Annotated in this window: 11 protein-coding genes; 6 read left to right on the forward strand and 5 right to left on the reverse strand. The window is 69.7% G+C overall.

What is annotated here, in order from left to right:
• Window positions 1–15 precede the first annotated feature (15 nt).
• Together BM066_RS15820 and BM066_RS15825 are read right to left on the reverse strand one after the other, a co-directional pair.
• Window positions 16–1,095 (reverse strand): FecR family protein, encoded by a 1,080-nt coding sequence (locus BM066_RS15820; protein WP_018061926.1) that lies wholly within the window; start codon window positions 1,093–1,095, stop codon window positions 16–18.
• Window positions 1,092–1,598, reverse strand: a complete 507-nt coding sequence (locus BM066_RS15825; protein ID WP_255367617.1) for an RNA polymerase sigma factor — start codon at window positions 1,596–1,598, stop codon at window positions 1,092–1,094. Before BM066_RS15825 ends, BM066_RS15820 begins: the two co-directional genes overlap by 4 nt.
• A gap of 204 nt (window positions 1,599–1,802) precedes the next feature.
• Here BM066_RS15825 and BM066_RS15830 point away from each other — a divergent pair, with 204 nt between their 5' ends.
• The 6 genes from BM066_RS15830 to BM066_RS15855 all read left to right on the forward strand — a co-directional run bounded on the left by BM066_RS15830 (window position 1,803) and on the right by BM066_RS15855 (window position 11,522).
• Window positions 1,803–2,771: a polysaccharide deacetylase family protein gene (locus BM066_RS15830; protein WP_018061928.1), complete on the forward strand. Its 969-nt coding sequence runs from the start codon at window positions 1,803–1,805 to the stop codon at window positions 2,769–2,771.
• Window positions 2,772–2,791: 20 nt separating this feature from the next.
• Complete coding sequence (locus BM066_RS15835; RefSeq protein WP_018061929.1) at window positions 2,792–4,456, forward strand: carboxylesterase/lipase family protein; 1,665 nt, start codon at window positions 2,792–2,794, stop codon at window positions 4,454–4,456.
• A 567-nt stretch (window positions 4,457–5,023) separates the two neighbouring features.
• Window positions 5,024–8,137, forward strand: a complete 3,114-nt coding sequence (locus tag BM066_RS15840; protein WP_026176529.1) for a TonB-dependent receptor — start codon at window positions 5,024–5,026, stop codon at window positions 8,135–8,137.
• A gap of 119 nt (window positions 8,138–8,256) precedes the next feature.
• Window positions 8,257–8,970 carry a SapC family protein gene (locus tag BM066_RS15845; RefSeq protein ID WP_049801085.1) on the forward strand — a complete coding sequence of 238 codons (714 nt, stop codon included), beginning with the start codon at window positions 8,257–8,259 and terminating at the stop codon, window positions 8,968–8,970.
• A 13-nt stretch (window positions 8,971–8,983) separates the two neighbouring features.
• Window positions 8,984–10,015, forward strand: a complete 1,032-nt coding sequence (locus tag BM066_RS15850) for a cupin-like domain-containing protein (RefSeq protein WP_018061932.1) — start codon at window positions 8,984–8,986, stop codon at window positions 10,013–10,015.
• A gap of 16 nt (window positions 10,016–10,031) precedes the next feature.
• Entirely contained in the window at window positions 10,032–11,522 is a 1,491-nt protein-coding gene (locus tag BM066_RS15855; protein WP_018061933.1) for a tryptophan halogenase family protein, read from the forward strand.
• A 53-nt stretch (window positions 11,523–11,575) separates the two neighbouring features.
• Here the strand turns inward: BM066_RS15855 and BM066_RS15860 are convergent, their stop codons facing one another.
• The 3 genes from BM066_RS15860 to BM066_RS15870 form a co-directional block, all read right to left on the reverse strand.
• Complete coding sequence (locus BM066_RS15860; RefSeq protein ID WP_018113303.1) at window positions 11,576–13,507, reverse strand: sensor histidine kinase; 1,932 nt, start codon at window positions 13,505–13,507, stop codon at window positions 11,576–11,578.
• The gene (locus tag BM066_RS15865; RefSeq protein WP_255367618.1) at window positions 13,504–14,235 is read right to left on the reverse strand and encodes a response regulator; all 732 of its coding nucleotides are present in this window, start codon (window positions 14,233–14,235) and stop codon (window positions 13,504–13,506) included. The genes BM066_RS15860 and BM066_RS15865 overlap by 4 nt, the downstream gene beginning before the upstream one ends.
• A gap of 201 nt (window positions 14,236–14,436) precedes the next feature.
• Window positions 14,437–15,042 carry a TetR/AcrR family transcriptional regulator gene (locus BM066_RS15870; protein ID WP_018061163.1) on the reverse strand — a complete coding sequence of 202 codons (606 nt, stop codon included), beginning with the start codon at window positions 15,040–15,042 and terminating at the stop codon, window positions 14,437–14,439.
• Between the last annotated feature and the right edge of the window lie 123 nt (window positions 15,043–15,165).

The following is a 15,165-nucleotide window of genomic DNA, read 5'->3' on the forward strand; positions in this document are numbered from 1 at the left end:
GGAAGGTGAGACGCCTCAGCTCGTCGAAGACACACCGGCCGGCGTGGAATTTTTTTGGCCGTGGTCGATTTTCAGCACGGTCACGCCGTTGGCCGCAACCGCGTGGACCGGCAGGACGGCCGTCACCCCGTCGATGAAGGCGCCGGTGTCGCCCGAGGTGAACACCCCGCTGATCCGCAGCTTGGCCACGCCCGGGTCGCCGATCCGCAGCTTGTCGCGGGCGTAGCGGTTCACCCGCTCGACGGCCAGGTCCATGGGTTCGTCCTGGAACACCAGCTGGCCGTTCTCCCAGGCCTTGGCGCGGACCGGGTCCAGTTGGCTGACGACCGTGGCGTTGGTCCGGGTCGAGGTCACCAGTTCGTGGTCGGGGGTCAGCAGGCGGTCGGCGGGCGCGCCGTCGATCTGGACGGGCGCGGCCTTGTCGGCGCGGCCGGTCTTGTCGTCCAGCACCGCCACGTGGCCCTCGTACAGCACCACGCGCATCTGGCCGGTCAGGCGCTCGACGCTGAACACCGTGCCGGTGGCCACCACCAGCTTGTCGCCGGCCGCCACCGAGAACGGCCGCAGCGGATCCTTGGCGACCGAGAACTTGGCCCGGCCGCTGTCCAGCCACAGCCGGCGGCGGCCGTCCGAATATTTCACCTTTAGCACCGTGGCGCTGTCGAGCGAGGCGCGCGAGCCGTCGGCCAGCTCGACGATCCGCCGCTCGCCCTCGGTGGTGCGGTAGACGTTGGGCAGGCTGGCCCGCCAGGCGGCTCCGGCCCCGACGGCCACGACCAGGCCCGCGGCCAGGCCGGCCCACAGCGCCCGGCGACGGCCGGGCCGGGCCCAGCGCCCGTGCTGGGCGCGGCGCAGGTCCTCGAGCGCCTCGCGGCGCAGCGTGATCAGGCCGGGGCTGGCGGCCTGTTCCTCGACGGCGCGCCAGGCGGCGACGGCGTCGTCCAGCAGGCCGCGATGGGCCGCGTCGGCCTCGAACCAGGCCTGGAGATCGGCTTGCTGCGCCGGGTCCAGGGCGCCGTCGGCCAGGCGCACGCACCACAGGGCGGCCTGCTCGCGGGCGGCCTCCAGCCGATCGTCGGGAGAGATCGCGGTCATTCGCCGGCCCTCACGCGTCGGGTCAGATGGGTCATGGCCTTGAGGATGTGCTTTTGCACCGCGCTGACGGAGACGCCGTACAGGGCGGCGAGTTCGGATTGCTTCATGCCTTCCAGACGGAACAGAAGAAAGATGGCCCGGGTGCGCTCGGGCAGCTCGCGCAGGGCGTCGGACACCTCGCCCAGGCTCTCGCGGCCCAGCAGCACGCGGGCGGGGTCCAGCGGCTCAAGGTCCAGGGCGCCGGTGTCGAGGCTGGCGCGGTAGTTGGCCCGCACCTTCTCGCGCCGACCCCGGTCGCGCAGCAGGTTGGCGGCCATCTGGAAGATGTAGGCGTCGGCGTTGTCGATCGAGCTGGCTTCCGCCGTGGCCAGCTTGGCGAACAGCTCCTGGGTCATGTCCTCGGCGTCGCCGTGGCTGGCGGCGCGGCGCATGAAGAACGCCATCAGCGCGGGCCGATAGCGCCGGTCGAGTCTGCTCAGGTCTGGCTCGGTCGCTGGCCGCACGGTCCTGTCCAAGAGGGTCTGGCCTGTCCAAGAAGGTCTGGCGATTTTCCCAGGATGTATGACGCGCGTCGCGGAAAAACCCGCAGCGCGGCGCTTGAAGTTTTCGCGCGGCGTCGGGACGCGTGCGATCGGCCTTGCGGCGACGGCGAAGGACGGCATAGATGGTACCGTTATCATTCGCCAAGGAATGAAACGGGAGGACGCATGGGCATCGAGGGCCGCAGGAACGCGCGGGCGAGGCTTCGGGCGCGCTGGATCGCGCCGCTGGCCGTCGCCGCGACGATGGCGGGCGCCGCCCAGGCCGCCCAGGCCGCCCAGGCCGCCAAGTCGGTGAAGATGGCCCTGACCTTCGACGACCTGCCCACCCACAGCGCCCTGCCGCCCGGCGTCAGCCGCATCGACGTGGCGGGCCGGCTGCTGGCCGCCTTCCACGACGCGGGGACGGGGCCGGTCTACGGCTTCGTCAACGGCGTGGGCGAGGAGCGCGAGCCGGATTCGGTGGGCGTGCTGTCGCTGTGGCGCGCCGCCGGCCATCCGCTGGCCAACCACGCCTGGTCGCACATGGACCTCAATACCCACAGCCTGGCCGACTGGGAGGCCGACCTAGTCCGCAACGAGCCGCTGCTGCAAAGGCACATGGCCGGCCAGGACTGGCGCTGGCTGCGCTATCCGTTTCTCAGCGAGGGCGGGACCCCGGAGAAGCACGTCGCCGCCCGCAAGATGCTCAAGGCCCGCGGCTACCGCATCGCCAGCGTGACCATGAGCTTTGGCGACTACGCCTGGAACGAACCCTACGCCCGCTGCATGGCCAAGGGCGACGCGGCGGCGGTGGCGACGCTGGAGGTCAGCTACCTGAAGGCCGCCAAGGACAGCCTGGACTATTCGCGAAGCCTGTCGGCCACGCTGTACGGCCGCGACATCCCCTATGTGCTGCTGATGCACGCCGGGGCCTTCGACGCCCGGATGGCGCCCCGCCTGCTGCAACTGTACCGCGACAACGGCGTCCGCTTCGTCAGCCTGGAGGAGGCCGAGCGCGACAAGTTCTACGCGGCCGATTTCAAGACCGAGGCGACCAGCGTCCCGACCTCCCTGGAGGAGGCCATGAAGGCCAAGGGGCTGCCGGTCCCCAGGCTGGACCTGCCTTTCGCCGATCTCGACAAGATGTGCCGATAAACCTTCGAGGAGAGCCGCCCATGACGTCGTTTGCTCGAGAAACCGGCGTCGATCGCCGCCGCCTGCTGGTCGGAGGGGCGGCGGTCGCCGGCCTGCTGGCCGTTCCGACAGCGGCCTGCGCCGCCGAGGCGCCGTCCGAAGCGGTGGAGATCCAGATCGCCGAGGGGCGGCTGCGCGGCGTGCGGACCGGCGGGGTCGACGCCTACAAGGGCGTGCCTTATGGGGCCAGCGTCTCGGACGCCGGTCGCTTCAAGCCGGCCAGGCCGGTCGCGCCCTGGACCGGCGTGCTGGACGCCAGCCGCCTGGGGACGCCATCGCTGCAGGACCCGACCACCGTCTACGGCCTCAACGAGCCCGCGCCCGGCGAGGACTGCCTGGTGCTGAACGTCTGGACCCCGGCCGGCGGCGGAAAGGGCAGGCCGGTGATGTTTTACAGCCACGGCGGCGGCTACACGACCGGCTCGGGCGGCAGCACGTCCCAGGACGGCGCGATGCTGGCCCGCGAGCACGACGTGGTGGTGGTGGCCACCAACCACCGGCTGGGCGTGCTGGGCTATCTGTACCTGGGCGAGCTGGGCGGGGCCGACTACGCCGGCTCGGGCAACCAGGGCCTGTCCGACATCGTGCTGGCCCTGAAATGGGTGCGGCGGAACATCGAAGCCTTCGGCGGCGATCCGGCCAACGTGACGATCTTCGGCGAGTCCGGCGGCGGGGCCAAGACCTCGTGCCTCTACGCCATGCCGTCGGTCGCGCCGCTGTTTTCCAAGGCGATCATCCAGAGCGGGCCGGTGGTGCGGATCTCGACCCCGGACGTGGCGGCCCAGACGACGCGAATGTTCTTGGCCGAGCTGGGCATCGCTCCGGCCGACTGGCGCAAGGTGCTGGACGTTCCGGCCCCCCAGGTCCTGGCCGCCCAGAAGGCGCTGAACGCCAAGGTCAGGGGCGACAGCGGCGGTTGGCGGGGCATCCAGTCGCTCAATCCGGGCTCGTACGGGCCGATCGTCGATGGCGGCCTGCTGCCGCATCACCCGTTTGATCCGGCCGCCCCGGCCAGCGCCGCCGACAAGCCGCTGATGATCGGCTGGCTGGACAACGAGGCGGCGTTCTTCGCCTGGACGGGCAAGGACGTCGAGGCGTTCCGGCTGGACGAGGCGGGACTGAAGGCGCGGCTGGGGGGGCGGTTCGGCGACCAGACCCAGGCGCTGATCGACGCCTATCGCGCCGACCGCCCCGGCGCGACGCCCAGCGACATCTACCTGGCGGGGTCCAGCTACTACGCCATGGGCGCGGGCTCGGTGCTGGCCGCCGAGCGCAAGGCCGCCCAGGGCCGGGCCCCAGCCTATGTCTACAACATCGCCTACCGCTCGAACCGCAAGATGGACGGGACCGACATCGAGCTGGGGGCCATGCACGCCAGCGACATCCCTCTGGTGTTCAACACCGTCGCCTCGCCCGACACCCTGGCCGGCAGCCGGGCTGACCGCTTCGCGGCGGCGCGCAATGTCAGCGCCATGTGGGCCAATTTCGCCCGGACCGGACGGCCCAGCGCGCCGGGCCAGCCGGCCTGGCCCGCCTACGACCTGAAGACGCGGTCGACGATGGTGCTGGACGTGGCCTGCACGGTGGTTCCGGACCGGTTCGGGGGCGAGCGACGGGCCTGGGCGAAGGCGGACCCGGCGGGGTAGGGGCGCCGTCGCTGCGGCGAGCTCGGAGCGACGCCCGAAAAACGGGGCCGACATCCGGGATGGCGGCCCCTGAAGTGGTCCACGGGCGGCTCGAGCAGGCGATTCAAGAGCGCCGGCTCTCAAAGCCGAAGATAGCGGTAACAGCCTCCCCGGTTGCGTCAACGGCTTTGTCTCGCGCGCCGCCGCGACGCGGTTCGGGATAGGCCGGCGCCTGGGCGTCGATGGTGGAGCTTGCGGGCCTACTGATCCAGGCGTTGCGAAACCATTCCGTGTCTCTTCTGCAACATGCGGCGCATCTCGTGAAAAAGGCGTTTGCGTCAAAAAGGCGGCAATTCGCTTGTGGGGCCGGGATTTACCCTCATTTGTATGAATTATCGACGAAAACAGCGCTGTCAAAATTGGTTTCGGGTCGCTTGACCGGTTTCCGATACTGATGTTACCGCTAACGCAGTCGTCGACGCCTGGTTGTTTTTAGCGAAGATCGCAAAAACGGCCGGGCGAAGTTTGTCGATGCCGAAAAAAAAGAACCAAGCCCCTCAGCTCGGGGCGTTGCGCGGGGAAACGACCATGAAACGACACCGTCGTTTGAATACTTCTGCCTCCTTGTTGGCGCTGTCCGCGGCGATCTTCGCCGCCGGCCAGGCGCAGGCCCAGGCTCAGAGCGGCGCCGACAACAGCACGGTCGAGGAGATCGTCGTCACCGGCATCCGCGCCTCGCTGGAGCGATCGATCGAGATCAAGCGCACCAACAGCGGTGTGGTCGACGCCATCTCGGCCGAAGACATGGGCAAGTTCCCCGACACCAACCTGGCGGAATCGCTGCAGCGCATCACCGGCGTGTCGATCGACCGCACCAATGGCGAAGGCTCGCAGGTCACGGTCCGCGGCTTTGGTCCCAGCTTCAACCTGGTGACCCTGAACGGTCGCTCGATGCCCACCGCCAAGGTCGCCACGGTCGGCGGCGACCAGTCGGCCGACTTCGCGTCCGGCACCAGCCGCTCGTTCGACTTCTCCAACCTGGCCTCGGAAGGCGTCTCGACCCTGGAGGTCTACAAGACCGGCCGGGCGGCGATCCCGTCGGGCGGCATCGGCGCCACGATCAACGTCAAGACCCGCCGCCCGCTGGACGGCAAGCCGGGCCTGACGGGCAGCATCGGCGCCAAGGGCGTCTACGACACCAGCATGGACAAGAAGGTCGACGACTTCGGCCACAAGTTCACGCCGGAAGTGTCGGGTCTGGTGAACTGGGCCGACGACAGCGAGAAGTTCGGCGTCTCGCTGTTCGGCAGCTATCAGAAGCGCGACTTCACCAGCCGCGCGGCCACGTCGAACGACTGGAACATCCGCACCTACGCGGACTTCATCAATCCGGCCAACGGCTTCGTCCGCAATGGCGGCGCGACGCAGATCACCAATGCGCCGTCGAACCCGAACACCCTGGTCGCGATCCCCAACGACAGCCGCTATCACTTCTCGCAAGGCGAGCGTGAGCGGATCAACGGCCAGATGTCGGTCCAGTACCGTCCTGTCGAGAACCTGACGCTGACGGTTGACGGCGTCTACGCCCAGAACAAGCAGTTCGAACGCCGCAACGACAGCACCAACTGGTTCAACCGTCCGTTCGACAAGGTGACGTTCGACAACAATCCCGTCGTCGCCACCGCCGTCCTGCTGTCCGAAGCCCTGAGCGGCACCAAGGACATGGGCTTCGAGCAGCAGTACCGCGCCACCAAGGACACGCTGAAGTCGGTCGGCTTCAACGGCGACTGGAAGGTCACCGATCGCTTCGGCTTGAGCCTGGACGCTCATGTCTCGAAGGCCGACAGCGGTCCGGACGCCCCGAACGGCACCAGCATGACCTCGGTCTCGATCGGCGCGCCGGTCGTCTCGGCCCACAGCGTGGACTATCGCGGCGACGTGCCGGTGCAGACGATCACCATCAACGACGCCGCCCCGCGCGGCAACGGCAACGGCGTCCTGGACGCCGGCGACCTGGGCAGCCAGGTGGCCCGCACCTCGGCCCAGCGCCAGCAGCAGAAGGTCAAGGAAGTCCGCCTCGACGGCCACTGGGACCTGGACGACAACGGCAGCCGCTTCGACTTCGGGGCCGACTACCGCACGTCGACCATGATCCAGACCAGCCTGAACACCCAGCAGGACCTGGGCAGCTGGGGCATTTCGAACCCGCGTGACGTGCAGCAGTACGCCGGCAGCCTGGTCAAGCAATTCTGCCTGGCCTGCCAGTTCAACTCGTTCCACCCGAACCAGACGGGCGCTGGCCTGGTGTCGTTCCGCGCCAACGCCATCGACCTCTACAACGCGTTGTCGGCTCCATACGTGGCCAAGGGCAACGCCATCGGCGTGACCGGCCAGGACAACAACCGCGTCAAGGAAGACATCTCGGCCATCTACGGCCAGATCACCTGGAAGTCGGAACTGGCGGGCCGGCCGACCGAACTGGTCACCGGCATCCGCTACGAGACCACCAAGGTCGCCTCGACGTCGCTGGTCCGCACGCCCAGCGCCATCGTCTGGACGGCCGACAACGACTTCACGGTCCAGACGTCGAGCACCTATCAGCCGATCTCGGGCAAGGGTAAGTACAACAACCTGTTGCCGTCGATGGATTTCCGCATCGACCTGCGGGACGACTTGACGGGCCGCTTCTCGTTCAGCCGCACCATCGCGCGGCCGGAGTACGGCAACCTGTTCGCCGCCCAGACGGCCGGGGCGCCGAACCGTCCGATCGCCAACGGGGCCATTCCGCTGGGCACCAGCGGCAACCCGGACCTGGATCCGCTGATTTCCGACAACTTCGACGTGTCGGTCGAGTGGTACTACAAGCCCAGCAGCTACGTGTCGGTCGGCTTCTTCGAGAAGCGGGTGAACAACTTCGTCGGCACCGGCACCAAGACGGGCAACCTGTTCGGCCTGCGTGACCCCAGCTCCGGGGCGGCGGGCAGCCGGTCGGGCGACGCGAAGACGGCCCTCACAGGCATCGGCGCCAACCAGACCGACGTGAACCTGTTCACGATGACCGCCCTGATCCAGCAGACCGGCTCGGTGGCGGCGGCGACGGCCCAGTTCCAGGCCAACCGCATCGCCGGCGGCGACCTGAACCAAGCCTTCGTCGACCAGATCCTGGCGGCGTACGACATCACGGCCAACAGCAGCGATCCGCTGTTCAACTTCCAGATCTCGCAGCCGATCAACAACCGGACCGGCAAGATCCACGGCTTCGAAGTCGCGGCCCAGCACTTCTTCGGCGACACCGGCTTCGGCGTCTCGGGGGCCTATACGCTGGTCAGCGGCGATGTCGGGTTCAACAACGGCGCCAATCCGGCCGAGGACCAGTTCGCTCTGCTGGGCCTGAGCGACACGGCCAACGCCACCCTGATCTACGACAAGAACGGGATCTCGGCGCGGCTGGCCTACAACTGGCGCGACAAGTTCCTGCAGGCCACCAATCGCGGCGGCTCGCGCAACCCGGTGTTCGTCGCGCCGTTCGCCCAGCTGGACTTCAACATCAGCTACGACGTGACGCCCAAATTGGCGATCTCGCTGGAAGGCATCAACCTGACCAAGGAGCACCTGCGCACCTATGCTCGCGACGAAAACGAGCTGTGGTACGCCCAGGAGCTGGACCGCCGCTTCCTGCTCGGCGCGCGCTACCGCTTCTAGGGGCGGGTGATGGCCGGATCCTCGGACCCGGCCCGGATTTGGAAAGGGTCGCTGTTCGCAGCGGCCCTTTCTTCTCTACAGTAGCCGCGCATCGAACCGCGATGGGGCGGAAGGCGGACATGACCAACAGAGTGCTGCTCAACAATGTCGACCATGGCGACCTGCGGGTCGTCACGGGGCATGGCGCCGCGTTCGGCGACGACATCAACCAGGTGCTGATCTTCTCCACCGAGTTCGAGGCGGTTCAGCGCGAATATCCGATCTTCTTCCGCAAGGACGCCGACGGGGCCTTCCAGGCGGTGGCCCTGCTGGGCCTGGACCGCGACGAGAACCTGTTCCTTGACGGGCACGGCTGGAACGCCCGCTACGTGCCGGCCGTCCAGCAGCGCGGGCCGTTCTCGATCGCCCTGCGCGAGCGGGACGGCGAGCCGATGATCCATGTCGACCTGGACCACCCACGGATCCGGAGCGGCCAGGGCGAGCCGGTGTTCCTGCCGGCCGGCGGCAACTCGCCCTATCTGCAGCACGTCGCCCGCCTGCTGGGTGTGATCTATGACGGGCTGGAGATCGGCAAGGCGATGTTCGACGCCTTCGCGGCCCACGACCTGATCGAGCCGGTCGACGTCGAGATCAAGCTGGACGAGCACGTCCAGTACGACCTGCCCGACCTCTACACGATCTCCCAGGAACGGTTCGCCGGCCTGGACGGCGCGGCGCTGGAGGCGTTGCATCGGGCAGGCTTCCTGGCGGCCGCCCAGTGGACGCTGTCGTCCCTGGGCAATGTCGGGACGCTGGTCGAGCTGAAGAACCGCAAGCGGGCCCGCGCGGCTTGAGCGGGAGGGGCCGATGATCGACATCGCTCGCAAGACGCCGGTGGTCGAGGGGCTGGCGCCGAACCAGATCCCGTTCGACGCGATCCTGACCGAGCAGCGGCCGACGATCTTCCGCGGCATGGCTCGCGACTGGCCGCTGGTGCGAGCGGGCCTGGCCTCGCCCCGCGCGGCCATGGACTACCTGCTGGCCCACGATCGTGGCGAGCGCTTCATCGGCTATGCGGGGCCGCCGGAGATCCGGGGCCGCTTCGGCTACAACGAAGACGTCGCGCGGCTGAACTTCCAGACCGAACGCGTGCCGCTGGCGGCCTTCCTCGAGCGGGTCGAGCAGCATCTCGACGTCGCCGACGGGCCGTCGTTCTACATCGGCTCCAGCGACCTGGACGCCTATCTGCCGGGCCTGCGGGCCGAGAACGACCTGGGCCTGGACTGGGCCGCCCTGGGCGACGAGACGCCCCTGGCCAGCATCTGGATCGGCAACCGCACGGTGGCGGCCGCCCATTACGACATGTCCAACAACATCGCCTGCTGCATGGTCGGACGGCGGCGGTTCACGCTGTTTCCGCCCGACCAGGTGGACAACCTCTATCCTGGCCCGCTGGACCTGACGCCCGGCGGCCAGGCGGTCAGCATGGTGGACTTCGCCGCGCCGGACTTCGACCGTTTCCCGCGGTTCAAGGACGCCCTGGCGGCGGCCCAGGTCGCCGAGCTGGAGCCCGGCGACGTGCTGGTCTATCCGGCCCTGTGGTGGCACCAGGTCGAGGCGCTGGACCCGTTCAACGTGCTGATAAACTATTGGTGGAACGCCGTGCCGGCCTTCATGGACACCCCCATGAACACCCTGCTGCACGGCCTGCTCAGCCTGCGCGACCGGCCCGATTTCGAGAAGCAGGCCTGGAAGCGCCTGTTCGACTACTACGTCTTCGGCCCGGCCGATCGGGCGGGCGCGCACCTGCCCGAGGCGGCGCGCGGCGACCTCGCGCCCCTGGACGAACGCAAGGCCCGGCGGCTGCGGGCCTATCTGCTCAACCGCTTGAATCGCTGACGGCCAGGAGAGCCCCATGCAAGACCAGGTCGTGAAGAAGGTCGTCATCGCCGGGGGCGGCACGGCGGGTTGGATGGCGGCGGCGGCGCTGGCTAAGCAGCTGGGCCCGCTGCTCGACATCACCCTGATCGAGTCCGACGAGATCGGCACGGTCGGGGTGGGGGAGTCGACCATCCCCACCGCCCGCACCTTCAACGCCCTGCTGGGCATCGACGAGCCGGCCTTCATGCGCGCCACCCAGGCGACGTTCAAGCTGGGCATCTCGTTCGAGCACTGGGGCCAGATCGGCGACCGCTACATCCACTCGTTCGGCCAGGTGGGAAAGTCGAACTGGATGGGAAGCTTCCATCACTTCTGGCTGGCGGCCAAGGCGGCCGGCTTCGGCGGCGAGCTGGGCGACTACTGCTTCGAGCTGAAGGCCGCGGAGGCCGACCGGTTCTCGGCCGGCGAGGGCCCCGAGCTGAACTACGCCTATCACCTGGACGCCACGCTGTACGGCGGCTTCCTGCGGCGGATGAGCGAGGACCTGGGCGTCCGGCGGGTCGAGGGCAAGATCAGCCAGGTCCAGCAGCACCCGGAGACCGGCTTCATCCAGGCCCTGGTCATGGAGAACGGCGACCGGGTCGAGGGCGACCTGTTCGTCGACTGCACCGGCTTCCGGGGCCTGCTGATCGAGCAGACGCTGGAGGCGGGCTACGAGGACTGGAGCCATTGGCTGCCGACCAACAGCGCCCTGGCCGTGCAGACCCGCTCGACCGGCCCGGCCGTGCCCTATACCCGCGCCATCGCCCACGCGGCCGGCTGGCGCTGGAAGATCCCGCTGCAGCACCGGGTCGGCAACGGCCTGGTGTACTGCAACGAATACATGTCGGATGACCAGGCGCGCGAGACGCTGCTTGGGGCGCTGGACGGCGAGCGGCTGATCGAGCCGCGGGTGATCCGCTACCGCACCGGCCGCCGGCGCAAGACCTGGTCCAAGAACTGCGTCGCCCTGGGCCTGGCCAGCGGTTTCGTCGAGCCGCTGGAATCGACCTCGATCCACCTGATCATGATCGGGGTGACGCGGCTGATGCAGCTGTTCCCGTTCGGCGGCGTCAGCGAGGCCGTGGTCGCCCGCTACAACCAGCAGGCCGTCGACGAGCTGGAGAAGATCCGCGACTTCATCATCCTGCACTACAAGCTGACCGAGCGGACCGACAGCCCGTTCTGGGACCGCTGCCGGACGATGGACATTCCCGACAGCCTGGCCCAACGCATCGCCCTGTTCCGCGAGAGCGCCCAGGCCTTCCAGGCGCCGGGCGAGCTGTTCCAGGTCGATTCCTGGCTGCAGGTGATGCTGGGCCAGCGGCTGCAGCCGGCGGCCCATCACCAGATGGGCCGCCTGATGCCCCCGGAGCAGCTGCGCCGGGCCCTGGCCGACCTGAGCGGCAACATCGCCCGCGCCGTCGGCGGCCTGCCGAACCACCAGGCCTTTATCGACCGATACTGCGGCGTCGCGGCGACCTGATCGCGGACCGGCAAGCGCTGTGTGCTTTTCGGGATGACAACGGGAGAGGCCGCCTACTCCGCCGCCTGCAGCCGCGCCGGCGCCGCCGCCACGCCGCCGCCGACCAGCGGCAGGCGCACCTGCACCAGCAGGCCCTCGCCCGGCAGCGCCAGGCGGATGTCGCCGCCGTGGGCGCGGATGATCGAGCGGGCCGAGCTGAGGCCCAGGCCGACGCCTTGCTTGCTGGAGGTGCGGGCCTCGACGCCGCGATAGAACGGGGTGAACACCCGCTCAAGTTCGTCCGGGGCCAGGCCGGGGCCCCGGTCGCGGATCTCGACCACCGTCTCGTCGCCCTCGACATGCAGGGACACCCGGGCGCTGTCGCCGTACTTGACGGCGTTGTCCACCAGGTTGGCGAACACCCGCTGCAGGCCGAGCACCGAGACCTCGACCTCGGCCGGTTCGCCCGGGGCCAAGGCCGCGTCGGCGCCGGTGACCTCGGCCTCGTCGATCACGCATTCCAGCAGCGAGCGCAGGTCGACCCGCTGGCGGGCGCCGGCCTCGGCGTCCTCGCGCATGAAGGCCAGCACCGAGGTGATCATCGCCTCCATCTGGTCCAGGTCCTGGGTGATCTCGCGGCGCAGCGCGGGCGAGGCGCGCTCCAGGCGGAAGCGCAGCCGGGCCAGGGGCGTGCGCAGGTCGTGCGAGATGGCGCCGATCATCGCTGTGCGGTCGGTGATGTAGCGGCTCAGCCGGCCCTGCATGGCGTTGAAGGCCCGGGCGGCGCGGCCGATCTCGGCCGGTCCGTCGGAGACGATGACCGGCGAGGCGGGGTCGCGGCCCAGCTGCTCGGCGGCGGCGGCGAAGCCGGCCAGGGGCGCGGCCAGCCGGCGGGCGAAGATCCAGCCCAGCGGCGCGACCACGGCCAGGGACAGGGCGAACCACATCAGCACCCGGCGTTGCCAGCTGTTGGGGAAGGCCTCGGGCCGGGGCCGCAGGGTCGCCCACTGGTTTGGACCGACGCGCAGGGCGGCCACGAAGTCGCCCTCGATGAACGGCGGCGGGGCCAGGCCGAAAAGGCTGCGGGTCACCGGCGCGGCCAGGGGGCGGCCGGCCGTCGCCTCGGCGGCCGGCTCGGGCCTGGGCGGGACCGGCCGGGGCGCGGGGAGGGCGACGTGGGGCGCGGACTGGACAGGCTCGGTGACCGGGGTGGTCCGGGCCAGGGGCTGGGGCGGCGGCGGGCGCTTCAAGGTCGGCTCGCGCGCGGCGGCGTCGGCGACCGGATCCAGAGGCGGCGCCGGCGGAGCCACGCCGCGCAGCGAATCCGGCAGGGTCGTCCGTGAACGGAACGGGGCGGCGAACAGCGGGTCGGTCGAGCGGCCGGCCTCGGGCGACACGTAGCGGAAGACGCGCTGGCCGGGCCCGGCGCGCATCGCCGCGCCGGACGGAAAGTCCTGGTGGATCTGCACGCTCCCCGGGCCCATCGAGTCGCCCATCGGCCCCATGCCGCCGCCCATCCCGCCCACGCCGCCTACGTTGCTGGGGCCAGGCCCCGGCGGCAGGGTCTGGGCCTCGGCGTAGGTGGTGAACAGCAGGGCCAGCGGCGACCGGGCGGGGCGGCTCTCCGTGCCGGCGAACGGCGGCGGGGCGTAGAACAGCAGGCGGACGTCCTCGCGTGGCGCGTTCAGCAGGCGGGCCAGGTCGGCGCGGGCCGGCTCGGAGGCCACCCAGCCGGGACTCAGCAGGCTGGGCGGCTGGGTCTCGACCGTACGGACCAGGGGGCGGTCGTCGTCGCTGTCGGGCACGGCCCCGCGCAGGCCGGCGGCGATGTCGGCCAGGCTGTGGTGCATGGCCGGGGCCGGCGGCAGCAGCACGGTCAGGACCAGGGTCACGGTCTGGGCCACGACCAGGCCGGCGATCAGCAGGGCCAGGATCTGCAAGGCGATCGGCGGGCTGGGCCACCCCTTGAACAGGCGACCGCCGGGAAGGGCCCCCCGGCCCGTCATTCCAGCGTGACCTTGGCGTCCAGCATGTAGCCCATGCCGCGATAGGTGCGGATCAGGGGCTGCTCGGACTGGGCCTCGATCTTGCGGCGCAGGCGGCTGATGTGCAGGTCGACCCGGCGGCCCAGGTTCTCGACCGTCTCGCCGGCGATGATGGTCAGCAGCTCGTCGCGCGACACCACCGAGCGGGCGTGGTCGGCCAGGGTCGACAGGATGGCGAACTCGCCCGGGGTCAGCAGCAGCAGCACGCCGTTGGGCGCGGTCAGCTGGCGGGCGGCGGCGTCCAGCCGGAAGCCGGCGAACAGGCGCACGTCGCGGCGCGGCCCCTTGCCGCCGGCCCGGCGGCGCAGCAGGGCCTTGACCCGGGCCAGCAGCTCGCGCGGCGGGATCGGCTTGACCACATAGTCGTCGGCGCCCAGCTCCAGGCCGACGATGCGGTCGATCGGATCGCCCAGGGCGCTGAGCAGCAGGATGGCCGGCCCGTCGGTCCCCGACACCCGGCGGCACAGCGACAGGCCGGTCTCGCCGGGCAGGTTGACGTCCAGCACCAGCACGTCGACCGGCCGCGTCTCCAGCACCGCGCGGGCGGCGTGCGCGTCGGCGGCCTGGCGCACGGCGTAGCCCTGGCCCGCCAGATAGTCGGCCATCTCCTGGCGCAGCACGTCGTCGTCCTCGACCAGCAGGACGGTGGCGGTTTCGGCGAGGGCGTTCAGGATCATGACAGCGGACATACAGCCAGATTATGGCCTCGCCTGGACTTGCATCATGGGCGAAGCGGCGCGGTTGGACCCTTTGTCAGGTCTTCCGGCGTCTTTTTTGATGCGGCTTTGTATCGGGCCGAAACATCGCTGTATCGGGCTGCAATATTACCGCTTCTCCGCTTGTCCGGTTAAGGCGCGGGACGCCCCCGAACACCTCGAGGATGACAACGCCTATTGGGTTCGCTGGGCCGTCGCCAGCGCCGCCACATAGGCCTCCATCAGCCGCACCAGCTCGTCCTCCAGCGCCGCCGGGTCCAGGCTCAGGTCCTTCTCGGCCGCCGCGGCGCGCAGCAGGCCGATCGCGGCGTGGGTCAGGACGAAGGCCGACTCGTTGGTCAGGGCGATCTCCAGCCGCGCCTTGCCGGCGATCGAGGCCAGGAAGGCCTGGTGGTGGTGCGCCAGCATGCCGTCCTTGCCCTTCTGGAACAGGGCGTCGAACAGCACCTGGCCGGTGGCGGGCGAACCTTCGACGCTTTTCATCAGGGTGCGGACGATATCTCGCACGCTGCCGATCTCCGGGCGCTCGATCACCGTCTCGGCGATGGCGTCGCGCACGCTGGCGGCCCGGCGCTGGGCCAGGGCGGCCAGGATGTCCTGCTTGCCGGCGAAGTACTGGTAGAGGGTGCCGATGCTGACCCCGGCCCGCTCGGCGATGCGGTTGGTGGTCAGCCGGTCGACGCCGTCGGCCTCGAGAAGTTGAAAGGTCGCGTCCAGGATCGCGTCGATCGTCGATTCCGAGCGGGCCTGGCGCGGGGTTCTGCGTTGTCTTTCAGCCACTTGCCATCCTTCCCCTGCCGCTCCGCCGTCTCGGCGGGAAGGCGAGTAGACCCTGAACGACGGTTACATAAGCTCGGCGGCGACACCAGGGTTTCGCCCCCAAGTTCGCACCTCCAGGAGCGC

The sequence above is a fragment of the Caulobacter sp. UNC279MFTsu5.1 genome (genome assembly GCF_900114015.1).
Lineage (GTDB): Bacteria > Pseudomonadota > Alphaproteobacteria > Caulobacterales > Caulobacteraceae > Caulobacter.

Excerpts from the sequence above, each read along its gene's own strand:
- BM066_RS15835 (WP_018061929.1), top strand. The coding sequence starts at position 2,792 with ATGACGTCGTTTGCTCGAGAAACCGGCGTCGATCGCCGCCGCCTGCTG.
- BM066_RS15840 (WP_026176529.1), top strand. The coding sequence starts at position 5,024 with ATGAAACGACACCGTCGTTTGAATACTTCTGCCTCCTTGTTGGCGCTG.
- BM066_RS15845 (WP_049801085.1), top strand. The coding sequence starts at position 8,257 with ATGACCAACAGAGTGCTGCTCAACAATGTCGACCATGGCGACCTGCGG.
- BM066_RS15830 (WP_018061928.1), top strand. The coding sequence starts at position 1,803 with ATGGGCATCGAGGGCCGCAGGAACGCGCGGGCGAGGCTTCGGGCGCGC.
- BM066_RS15820 (WP_018061926.1), bottom strand. The coding sequence starts at position 1,095 with ATGACCGCGATCTCTCCCGACGATCGGCTGGAGGCCGCCCGCGAGCAG.
- BM066_RS15860 (WP_018113303.1), bottom strand. The coding sequence starts at position 13,507 with ATGACGGGCCGGGGGGCCCTTCCCGGCGGTCGCCTGTTCAAGGGGTGG.
- BM066_RS15850 (WP_018061932.1), top strand. The coding sequence starts at position 8,984 with ATGATCGACATCGCTCGCAAGACGCCGGTGGTCGAGGGGCTGGCGCCG.
- BM066_RS15855 (WP_018061933.1), top strand. The coding sequence starts at position 10,032 with ATGCAAGACCAGGTCGTGAAGAAGGTCGTCATCGCCGGGGGCGGCACG.
- BM066_RS15865 (WP_255367618.1), bottom strand. The coding sequence starts at position 14,235 with ATGTCCGCTGTCATGATCCTGAACGCCCTCGCCGAAACCGCCACCGTC.